Source organism: Paraburkholderia sp. UCT2 (assembly GCF_014397665.1).
GTDB lineage: Bacteria > Pseudomonadota > Gammaproteobacteria > Burkholderiales > Burkholderiaceae > Paraburkholderia > Paraburkholderia tuberum.
On sequence record NZ_VZQO01000066.1, the window covers coordinates 23,143 to 33,438 of the forward strand.

The 10,296-nt window shown below is 66.3% G+C and carries 8 protein-coding genes; 2 read left to right on the forward strand and 6 right to left on the reverse strand.

What is annotated here, in order from left to right; all coding sequences use genetic code 11:
- Nucleotides 1–2: 2 nt before the first annotated feature.
- The 5 genes from F6X39_RS33445 to F6X39_RS33465 form a co-directional block, all read right to left on the reverse strand.
- Nucleotides 3–716: a C39 family peptidase gene (locus F6X39_RS33445; RefSeq protein ID WP_187619761.1), complete on the reverse strand. Its 714-nt coding sequence runs from the start codon at nt 714–716 to the stop codon at nt 3–5.
- A 105-nt stretch (nt 717–821) separates the two neighbouring features.
- The gene (locus F6X39_RS33450) at nt 822–2,213 is read right to left on the reverse strand and encodes a hypothetical protein (protein WP_187619762.1); all 1,392 of its coding nucleotides are present in this window, start codon (nt 2,211–2,213) and stop codon (nt 822–824) included.
- 25 nt (nt 2,214–2,238) lie between these two features.
- Nucleotides 2,239–2,910, reverse strand: a complete 672-nt coding sequence (locus F6X39_RS33455; RefSeq protein ID WP_187619763.1) for a hypothetical protein — start codon at nt 2,908–2,910, stop codon at nt 2,239–2,241.
- Nucleotides 2,907–3,458, reverse strand: a complete 552-nt coding sequence (locus tag F6X39_RS33460) for a hypothetical protein (RefSeq protein ID WP_187619764.1) — start codon at nt 3,456–3,458, stop codon at nt 2,907–2,909. The genes F6X39_RS33455 and F6X39_RS33460 overlap by 4 nt, the downstream gene beginning before the upstream one ends.
- Nucleotides 3,459–3,580: 122 nt before the next feature.
- Nucleotides 3,581–4,057, reverse strand: a complete 477-nt coding sequence (locus tag F6X39_RS33465; protein WP_187619765.1) for a hypothetical protein — start codon at nt 4,055–4,057, stop codon at nt 3,581–3,583.
- 538 nt (nt 4,058–4,595) lie between these two features.
- On the opposite strand from F6X39_RS33465, the gene F6X39_RS33470 reads away from it, so the two are divergent.
- Together F6X39_RS33470 and F6X39_RS33475 are read left to right on the forward strand one after the other, a co-directional pair.
- Nucleotides 4,596–5,990, forward strand: a complete 1,395-nt coding sequence (locus F6X39_RS33470; RefSeq protein ID WP_187619766.1) for a sigma-54 dependent transcriptional regulator — start codon at nt 4,596–4,598, stop codon at nt 5,988–5,990.
- Nucleotides 5,991–6,338: 348 nt separating this feature from the next.
- On the forward strand, nt 6,339–7,310 hold the full coding sequence (locus tag F6X39_RS33475; protein WP_187619767.1) for a thymidylate synthase: 972 nt from the start codon (nt 6,339–6,341) through the stop codon (nt 7,308–7,310).
- Nucleotides 7,311–7,422: 112 nt separating this feature from the next.
- Here F6X39_RS33475 and F6X39_RS33480 read toward each other — a convergent pair whose 3' ends face one another.
- Nucleotides 7,423–10,023, reverse strand: coding sequence for a DUF6600 domain-containing protein (locus tag F6X39_RS33480; RefSeq protein ID WP_187619768.1), 2,601 nt, complete (start codon nt 10,021–10,023; stop codon nt 7,423–7,425).
- Nucleotides 10,024–10,296 lie beyond the last annotated feature (273 nt).

Consider the following 10,296-nt stretch of genomic DNA (forward strand, 5'->3'; position numbering starts at 1 on the left):
GATCAGAACATGTCTGCCTTGTTCAAGCCGTACTCGAAAAAGGGAGTCGCGGCGGTGCCGGCTGCCAGCGCAGCGGCGCGCAGCTTCAGCGCGAGCGACTCGTTGTCCTGCAACAGTGGTGAATCCTCCCTGAAGGGTTTGCCGAGGACCGCGAACACGAGACCGTTCCAGGTCTTCGCGAAGTCCTCTTCGAGCACGATGCGATTGCCGAGCGCCGGATCCGCGATGAACACGCGGCCGTCCTGCGCATGCTTGACGATCACGAAATGCTCGTAGCCGTCGATGTTCATCAGGACCATCACGGGGATCTGAAGATGGTGGAGCGCTTCGACGTTGACGCGAAAGCCGCGGCCGCGCAGTCCGATGGTCTCGACGAAGTGCTTCATGTCGAGCATCGAGAAGCCGTTCTTGACGACGACTTCGGGGGTTGAAAAGACCATCATCCGGCGAATCAGTTCGGTTTCCGGAATATCGATGCCGTAGCCGTACTTGAGGAGGGTGGCGAGCGCCGCGGCGCCGCAGCTGTAATCGAATTGCTGATTGACGATGTGGTTGTAGCGCAGGTCCTTCATCGAACGGACCGTCTTCGTCAACGGCACGCCGGCGAACGTGGACGTGTCGATGCTCGACTGTGCGGCGGCGTGATCCGCGCACAGCACGCACCCTGCCAGCGCTACGGCGAACGGTAGCGCCGGGAACCCCTTGAACCCGGTCATGCTGGTCTCCTGCCCGATCCGCGCCGGCAGCTTCGATGGCTGCCGGCGCGCCCCTCCGACTGCTTTGTGCTTCTTCTGCCTGCCCGCGCTCGCCGCGTCGTCGGCTTATTTGCCGCTGTTCAGCGCCGCGATGGCAAGGCCGTTGTGCTGCAAGTTGCCCGCGCCGCCGGCGATGTTCACGCCGATGTTTCCGGATGCGCCTTTCAGCGTATCGGCACCCAGACTCGCGGTGCCCTGGAATTGCCCGTGGACGGTCATCGTCGCGGATTGCGAGTTGTCGTCCGTCGCATCCATCGCGGTGGTCAGCGCCTTGCCCGGCGAGGTCGTCGTCACGGCGCCGGCAAGCGCGTTGTCCTGCGCGTTGCCGATACCGGAAGCGATGTTCACACCGACGTTGCCCGTCACACCCGACAGCGACCCGTTGCCGACCGACGCGTTCAGATTGAAGTTGTGGATCGTTGCGCTGCCGCCCGAGGACTGCACGTTGAAGGCCTGCGCGTTGCCGAACACGTTGCCGACGTCGACTGAGGCGAGCGACACGTCGTTGCTCTGCGCGTTGTCGATGCCTTCCGCGATGTTGATGCCGAGGTTGCCCGACACGTTGCTGGCTGCGTTGGTGCCGGTGGTTGCATTCAGCGTGGCGGCAGCTTCGTTGTTGATGTGCTGCGTGATCGAGCCGCGCGTCGTCACGTCGGTCGTCGACATGCCTGCGTCGATGCCCCAGGCGGCGCCATACGAGTCGCTCGACGACGAGCGGCTGCGCGAGTAGCCCGACGATTGCTCGCCGACCATCGCATAGCCGGAGCCTTCGCTCGCCCTGAAGCCCCATGAACGGCTTTGCCCGGACGCTTCGCTCGCTTCGAAGCCGCCGGCGACGCCCGACGAGTTCGCGTAGCTCGATTCGCGATAACCGGCCTGCAGGCCGCCGCGGGCGCTGAACGAGCCGCTGCCGTGCGAGAACGTGTTGTGGTCCTGATAGCTGTAGCTGCCGCCGATCGAGCCGCCGGCCGACAGATGGCCGCCCGAGTTCTGACTTGTGTGCGAGAAGCTGCCCGCGATGCCGGCTGCCTGCTGGCTGGTTTCATAGCCGCCGCTCGTCACGCTCGCGCTCTGGCTGCCGTACGCATAGCCGCCGGAGGCTTCGAAGCCCTGCGAGCTCGAGCTCGACGACGTATGGTTTTGCGTCGTGAACGCGAATGCCGAGCCGCCGCCCCTGACCGACGTTCTGCTGTTGTTCAGGGTCGTGGTCACGTTGCCGCTGGTGTAGGTCTGCGCCTGCGGATCGAGCGTCGCATTCACGTTGACGGTCTGATTGTTGTTGATCACCGCGTTAGCCGTGCTGGAGACATGCACGCAGCCAAACAGTCCGACCAGACCTTCGACGCCGACCATCTCGCCGACGACCGTCGTATTGAACAGGTAGGCCTTCTGCGGCGCGGCAAGCACGCTGCCGGACGCGGCAACGAGAACGGCCGTGGCAATAAGAGTGCGCTTCATGATTCGCTCCGATACTTAAGTGTGGTCAGTTAAAAAAAATGCCCGCCGGGGGACGGAGCACAAAACTGTTTGCCGTGGCATTACCGGCGCCGGCTGCCTGGTTGATCTGCACGATTCCGTTCGCGTTGCGCAAGGCATCGCTGGAAATGCTTGCCTCGCGCACGCCGTGAATCGCGTTCGACTGCCCCGGACTGCCGTTTTTCGGGGCCGTCGCGGATAGCTCCCCATCCGAGACGGTCTCGACTCCGAGCGCCGCCGCAGTCCCGACCTGGGTGCTGTTGCGCTGCAGATTCCCTGCTCCGGCCGACTGGTTCACCAGCACCGCGCCGGATGTGTTCGAAAACGCATTGGCTTCGATCGACGCCTGCGCGCGCGGCACGTTCGCGGCCACCGACGCGCTTTGCACGCTCGCGTTCGCGTTGCCGAGCGCGGCGCCGTTCGTCACCGTGATCTGGTTGGCCTGCGCGTTGTCGAGGCCAGCCGTTTCGTTGACCATGAGCGCGCCCGTCGCGCCCATGCCCGCGCCGGTGCCGATCGTCGCGATGGCGCCGACGATGGGCACCGCTTGCGCCTGCGCGTGAGCCGCGCCGGCGACGAACGCAGCGACGCCCATGCACAGGCACGCGCAGACGCGCAGGGCCGGGCGTGCCGCAGCGATTTGCCGCGAGCGCAGCGAGGGGCGCAGGCGTGTGCTCATTTCAGACCTCCGAGCGTGCCGCCGAGCACGTTCGATAGCGGCGCGAGCGCGCCCGTCACCGACGAGCTGATCGTGCCGCCGACGCCCGTCGCCGGTCCGCCGATGCCGCCCGAGTTCAGCGGGATCGTGTTGCCGGTCGCCTTGCCGGAGAGGATCTGCGTGACGGCCTGCATGCCGGTGCCGCCGAGTACGCCGCCGGCGGCGACGCCGTTCGAGCCGTGCGCGTTCGTCAGATCGGTGTCGCCGACGAGCGTCGCGATCGTCGGATCGAACGAGTTGGCCGGGAACATGGTGGCGCGCACGGCGACCGGGTCCTGGTCGCGCGGCACGGGGACGAACGCATCGCGCGGCGTGACGCTGCGCTCGACGACGAGGTCGCCCGGATTGGCAACCTGCTCGGCATAGGCATGGCTCGCGAAGCAGGCGGTGACGAGGACGCTGGCGAGCAGGGCGATGCCGGCCGAAGCGGCGCGCGGCAAGACGGGAGCGTTGCTGAACGACGCCGCCGGCAGCCCGAGGGCGTGCGGCGTCTGTTGGTTCGTACTCATGTCCCGGTCCCTTCTCTCTTCTTGTTGCCTGTGTCCCGCCGTCGTGGGGCGCGTCACTGCTCGCGCGGCCACCGGTCCTGCATTGCGTGGTTATTTGCCGTCTGTTCGTGGCTTCGTCCTGCTTACTTGCGCTGGTATGTCGCGACGTTGCCCTGGGCGGCGCGCGCGGCATCGACGGGCACCGGCAGCGGCGAGGGTGGCGCGATCTCGTCCCACAACGTCACCTGGTTGCCGCCGCTTTGCATCAACCGGGGCGTCGCGGCGACCATCAACATGCCGACCGCGCCGCCGCGTTGCCGCGACAGCATCTGGTCGTCGAGCGAAATATCGTTCATGGATGCAGCATCGGCAGCCGGGCTCGACGAATTGGCGGCCACCTGGCTGTCGTCCTCCGCGGCAACCGGCGTGGTGGCTTGCAGGCTGGCGGAGGCGGGGGCGGCGGCATCGCTGGAATCCGTCAGCGTGGCGAATCGCGCCGGGGCGGCTTGCGCTGTCGGGGTGCCGGCATTTGCCGGCAGGGCGCTGAACGCGAGAGCTGCGCAGATCGCGAAGTATGGTGCGCGGCGGCTTATCAGATCGATGCGGAATGCGAGTCGCATGATGTGTCTCCCTGGTGCACGCCAATTAGCGAAACGTGTGCCATCGCTCGCAATCCATTGATACGTCTGGCGCCAACCAGCGCAAACACGACTAATGCGTTCCAAATCGGGAAAAAACGTTGCAGCCCTGAAACGGATCAGCAGAAAATACCTATAATTCGTTAATCGGCGAGGTACGAAATACTGTCGCGAGAACGCCACGAAAAGCGCTTCCACTAATGTTTTATTTGTCGGCTGAATAAATCGCGATCGGCCGCTAAGCCTTGATGGGCAACGGGTCAATCGATTAAATTCGCATAATTGTTTTCGAAGCGGCGCGCGTATAGTAAGCTCTCGAAAACAGCTTCAGATTTAAAAAAGGCCCATATCGGGCCGTCTCGAACACACACGCCGCTTTCTTGGGGATCAGCTGTCCGCACGGAATGGAATGGCCGTTCGGGTTTTGCGATTCGCGAATCCTGGACGAGTCAGCGTGTCTGAACCGCAATTTCAGGTGCATGCGTCGTCCTTAACGTTCGTTGACGAGAGGATCTGAATAATGGAACCCGCAACGCGGCAACTGATTTACGTTTCGCGTGACCCGAGCGCGGAACTGAATACGCGTTTTATGCAGCGTGGCTGGCATGTCGAAGTCGTGGGATCGGCGCGCGATGCGCGCCGGGCAGTGCGCACCGGCTCGGCTGCTGGCGGCCTGCTCGATCTGTCCAGTGATTTCCAGCCGCACGAAATCGCCGCTTTTGAATCCTGTTTGACCATGCCGAACGTCGGCTGGGTCGCTGCCACTACGCCTGGCCAACTCCAGGACGCCGCGTTGCGCCGGCTCGTGCGCGACTACTGTTTCGATTACGTGACGGTGCCGTCTTCGGGCGACCGTATCGTCGACTCGGTCGGTCATGCGTACGGCATGATCTCGCTGAGCGAAACGGCGTCGCACGACGGCTCGCAAGGCGCCGAGGGCGAGATGGTCGGCTCGTGCGACGCGATGCTCGCGCTGTTCCGCTCGATCCGCAAGGTCGCGATGACCGACGCGCCGGTGTTCATCTCCGGCGAATCGGGTACCGGCAAGGAGCTGACGGCAGTCGCCATTCATGAACGCTCGGCGCGGCGCAACGCGCCATTCGTGCCGATCAATTGCGGTGCGATCCCGCCGCATCTTCTGCAATCGGAGCTGTTCGGCTATGAGCGCGGTGCGTTCACCGGCGCGAACCAGCGCAAGATCGGCCGGGTTGAGGCGGCCAACGGAGGCACGCTGTTTCTCGACGAAATCGGTGATCTGCCGCTCGAAAGCCAGGCGAGCCTCTTGCGCTTCCTGCAGGAGCGCAAGGTCGAGCGGCTCGGCGGCCATAGCGCGATCGACGTCGACGTGCGCATCATTTCGGCCACGCACGTGGACATGACCGCGGCGATGATCGAAGGGCGCTTCCGTTCCGACCTCTATCACCGCCTCTGCGTGCTGCAGATCGACGAGCCGCCGCTGCGCGCGCGCGGCAAGGACATCGAACTGCTCGCGCGGCACATGCTCGAACGTTTCAAGAAGGATGCGAGCCGCCGCCTGCGTGGCTTCGCGCCCGACGCGATCGCCGCGCTGCATAACTACGGCTGGCCCGGCAACGTTCGCGAACTGATCAATCGGGTGCGGCGCGCGATCGTGATGTCGGAGGGGCGCGCGATCACCGCGCGCGACCTCGAACTTGCCGAATACGTCGAGATCGTGCCGGTGTCGCTCGCGCAGGCGCGCGAAGCGGCCGAGCGTCAGGCGATCGAGCTTGCGTTGCTGCGGCATCGCGGGCGGCTCGGAGACGCGGCGCAGGAACTTGGCATCTCGCGAGTAACGCTGTACCGGCTGTTGTGCTCGCACGGCATGCGTCATATGGAAGGTGAGCCGATGGTGCCGCCGCACGGCGATTTGCCGGCGTCGGTGCAGCATCTGTAGGCGGCGGGGCGAGCGGCGAGACGGGCGACGTGGCATGTGAAGGTCTGGCGCGTCGCCGTGGGTCTCGGGCTGTGCCGGTTCGGACGGATTGACTGTGCCTTCCGGGCGCAGCGACGCCAGCCGGCAAGCGTCGCGTCGAAGCACTTTTGCATGCGCGTGTTTGCCGCCCGTGTTTGCCGCCCGTATATCGCGTACCGCGGTGTTTTCCCGTCCGTCTGATATTTCCCTCGCTATTCCCCATGCGGCGCGCCATGCCCCGGCGGCGTGCGGTCGCGCTTGTTAGAATCGGGTTTTGCTCAATTCCGTGTGCGCGCCTGATCGGGTTCGCGCCGCGCCGAAGGAAACTGCATGAAACAATACCTGGACCTCGTCCGTACGATTCTCGACACCGGCACGTGGCAGGAAAACCGCACCGGCATCCGCACCATCAGCATGCCCGGCGCGATGCTGCGCTTCGATCTGCAACAAGGCTTTCCAGCGGTCACGACGAAGAAGCTCGCGTTCAAGTCGGCGATCGGCGAGCTGGTCGGGTTTCTGCGTGCTTCGCGCAGCGCCGCGGATTTCCGCGAGCTCGGCTGCAAGGTGTGGGACGGGAACGCGAATCAGAACGCGCAGTGGCTCGCCAATCCGTATCGCGAGGGCCCGGATGATCTCGGTGATGTCTACGGCGTGCAATGGCGCAAGTGGCCGGCCTACAAGGTGCTCGACGCCAGCGAGAGTGCGCAGCTCGCTGACGCGCAGGCGCGCGGTTTTCGCGTGATCACGCAGTTCGACGAAGAAGGCCGCTCGAAGGTGTTGCTTTACAAGGCGATCGACCAGCTGCGCCAGTGTCTCGACACGATCATGCAGAATCCCGCCGATCGACGCATTCTGTTCCATGCCTGGAACCCAGCCGTGCTCGACCAGATCGCTCTACCGGCTTGCCATCTGCTGTACCAGTTTCTGCCGAACGTTACGCGCCGCGAAATTTCGCTGTGCCTGTATATCCGCAGCAACGACGTCGGGCTTGGCACGCCCTTCAATCTGACCGAGGGCGCGGCGCTGCTGCATCTGGTCGGACGGCTGACGGGCTATACGCCGCGCTGGTTCAGCTATTTCATCGGCGATGCGCATATCTACGAGAATCAGCTCGATATGCTGCACCAGCAGCTCGAGCGCGAGCCGTACGAGAGTCCGCGGCTCGCGATTTCCGATCGCGTGCCCGACTACGCGAAGACCGGCGTGTACGAGCCGGAATGGCTCGAGACGATCGAGCCGGCGGATTTCTCTCTGGTCGGCTATCGGCATCACGAGCCGCTGACGGCGCCGATGGCGATCTGATGTCGGCGGGAGCGGGGCGGTAGCGCTCGCCCTCGTCGTCGTCGAATAACAGAAGCCCCGCGATGGTTTGCATCGCGGGGCTTTGTTGTTGCCGGGACGGCAGGCGTCCTGCTCAGCTCTTGTGATGCTCGTCGCGATTGCCGCCGCCCTGGTGCTGCTCGGCATGTTGCGGTTGCGGCTGGGGTTGCGGACGTGGCTGCTGCACCTGCTGGGGCCGCGGTTCGGGGCGTGGCTGCTGCATCTGCGGACGTTGCGGCATCGGCTGCGGACGCGGTTCGAAATGCGGCTGCTGCGCCTGCTGGAACTGCGGTTCGGGCCGAGGGGCTTGCGGCATCGGCTGCGGACGCGGTTCGACACGCGGCTGCTGCGCCTGCTGGAACTGCGGTTCGGGCCGAGGGGCTTGCGGCATCGGCTGCGGACGCGGTTCGACACGCCGCTGTTGCGCCTGCTGCATTTGTGGTTCGGGACGCGGTTGCTGCGGCGGGACGGCGTGCGGCGCCTGTTGCGTCACAGGCGGATGCCAGTTTGGCACACGCGCCTGTTGCTGCGCGGCCGGGTTGTCCGGCGGGTGGGGCGCACCGGACTGTCGCGCGAAGCTCGGCTGTTGCGGGCCGCCCGGTTGCGCCATGCGCGGTGCCTGCTGCGCCATCGGGGTATGCGGCTGCGTCCATGCCGGCTGAGACCTGCCGACCGCGCCCCATTCCTGCGGCGCGCCGCGCTGCCGTGCGTACGCCGCCGGGTTGGCTGAATTCCCACCGGCTGCTTGCGGCGGCCGCGGCACACCATTCGACGGATGGCCCATATTGCCCGCGAGCCCGCTCTCGCCAGACTGCGGCGGACGCGGCTTGCCGACCATCTGCGGCGGCATGCCCGGACGCGCTTGCGGCGCTTCGCCATGCGGCCCCACGACGCCGGCTTCGCCGGGCCGCTGGCCAGCCTGCTCGACGCCATGCGGGCCGTTACCGCCCATTGCGCCAGGCGCGCCAGGCGCACCCGCGGCCATCCCCGGCGGACGTCCCGGCACATGCGATTGCACGACCCGCACGTTCGCCATCGGCAGCGCGCTCGGTGCGCCGGTCATATGCGCCGGCACCGCGGTGCGCACGACCGGCTGGCCGCCGCCGGGCACCCGACCGCCGCTTTGCGCGAAGCGCTGCGCGAGCTCGTCGTGATAAGCGGCCGGCATGACGGGATTGCGAGTCGCGACGACCGGCCGGCCGACGACGCTCGCCGGTGGCCGGTAGTTCGCGCGCCGCAGATCCGACCCGAAGCTTTCGCGCACCGGCGCGATCCCCGGTGCGCCCGGGTTGATCCGCGCGTTGCGCCACTGCGCCGGATCGACCTTCTGCGAAAAGCGTCGGACTGGCTGACCGTGCACGAACGCTGTCGCCGGCACGGCTGTCACACCGCCCGGCACGCGATAGTTCACGTATGTGTTGTGGATGTTCACGTTGCGGCGGTGGCGGTAGTCGTTGACGATCGTCGTGCGGTTCACGCGGTCGTAGTACCCAGCGCTCCAGCGGTCGTGACCGCCCCAATGCGGATGCCACCGCTCGCCCGGCCCGAGCGGAAACCACGCGACGCCCGCCGCGACGACGCCGCCGACCGCCAGGTTCACACCCCAGTCGACGCCGCCGTCGTCGTCGCCGACGAATGCGACCAGCGCCGGCGCATAGACCGGCGTCGCGTCCGCTTCGAGCGGACCTGGCACCCAGGCCCACGTACCGTCGACCTCGGCCCAGCGGCCGTAGTGGTACGGCGCGAAGCCCCAAGGTTGGTCGTCGACCCAGGTCCAGCCCCACGGCGCCTGCCAGACCCAGTGGCCGTCGTGATACGGCGCCCAGCCGGCCGGCGTCGCGTTCGGCACCCACACTTCGCCGTACTGCGGCGTCTCGCGCCATGTGCCGTTGGCATCGAGGTCCTCGTAGCCGGGGATGTCGCGCGACACGTAGCGCGCCGACAGCGAGCGGTCTTCGGTGGCGTCGCGGCTGGCGGCCCACTGGTCGAGCTCGTCGAGAGCGGGGGCGCGGTTGTCGGCGAGCTGCTGCAGGCTGGTGCCGGCAAAGCGGATCTGCTGACCCGCCGCGACCGGCACCTGGCCGCCGTCGCCGTACGCGATCGCGCTGCCGCTGCGCACGGTGACGGTCGTGCTGCTGCCGTCCGGCGCGACGTCGACGCGGTAGTCGCCGGGACCATTCACGCCGAGCGCAAGGTTCGGCGTGTCGATTTCATACGACGAGCCCGGCGCGAGCTCGCGCACGCGCGTCGATAGCGTGCCTTGCGCGACTTTCAGTTGCGCGGTCGTGTCGTCGAGATTGAGCACGTCGAGGCTCGTGTTCTGGCCGAGGCGCACCGCGGTCGAGCCGATGTGCAGCTCGGAGCGTGCGTTCTGGTCGTTCCATAGCTGGTCGCCGGTCGTCAGCGGCCGGTTGATCTGCGCGTACGACCAGTCGGTCGCGCCGGCGGGCTCGGTGGTCACGGCGCCGGCCGTGTAGTTCAGACGCGCGATGCGCCCCGGCGGATCGCCGCCCGACGGAGCGCCGCCCGACGGATCGCCGCCCGGCCCGACGGCCGCCGCGGCTTGTGGCGTGGGTGTCGCTTGCTGCGCCAGGGCGCTCTGCGCCGCGAGCGCGACGGCGGCCGCGATCAGCGTATAGCCGCTCATCCGGCGTCGGATCCCGGCATGCTGCACGGGCTGCTTGGCGTGTGTCATGACTGATCTCCGACGGACGTGGCAATGGGCCGGGTCCGTTAAGTCACTGTACTTGCCGCCTATGTTTCAAGAGTCGCTCATTTGTAAGGTGGATTCACTGGCGTGTAACAAAAGGTCTCGCCACGTCGGGCCGCCGGCAGGTGAACGGGGCGGATTCAACCGGTCGATGCAATAGTTCGATGGAATCGTTCAGCCGGTGTTTCGTAATCCAGGGTCTTTCGTGGTCGCTCGTTCAGCCTTCGTGCTACTGCGTTGAGTTTGGCCTGTGAGTAG

Coding starts and splice junctions, on each gene's coding strand:
- F6X39_RS33480 (WP_187619768.1), bottom strand. CDS start 10,023: ATGACACACGCCAAGCAGCCCGTGCAGCATGCCGGGATCCGACGCCGG.
- F6X39_RS33445 (WP_187619761.1), bottom strand. CDS start 716: ATGACCGGGTTCAAGGGGTTCCCGGCGCTACCGTTCGCCGTAGCGCTG.
- F6X39_RS33475 (WP_187619767.1), top strand. CDS start 6,339: ATGAAACAATACCTGGACCTCGTCCGTACGATTCTCGACACCGGCACG.
- F6X39_RS33460 (WP_187619764.1), bottom strand. CDS start 3,458: ATGAGTACGAACCAACAGACGCCGCACGCCCTCGGGCTGCCGGCGGCG.
- F6X39_RS33455 (WP_187619763.1), bottom strand. CDS start 2,910: ATGAGCACACGCCTGCGCCCCTCGCTGCGCTCGCGGCAAATCGCTGCG.
- F6X39_RS33450 (WP_187619762.1), bottom strand. CDS start 2,213: ATGAAGCGCACTCTTATTGCCACGGCCGTTCTCGTTGCCGCGTCCGGC.
- F6X39_RS33470 (WP_187619766.1), top strand. CDS start 4,596: ATGGAACCCGCAACGCGGCAACTGATTTACGTTTCGCGTGACCCGAGC.
- F6X39_RS33465 (WP_187619765.1), bottom strand. CDS start 4,057: ATGCGACTCGCATTCCGCATCGATCTGATAAGCCGCCGCGCACCATAC.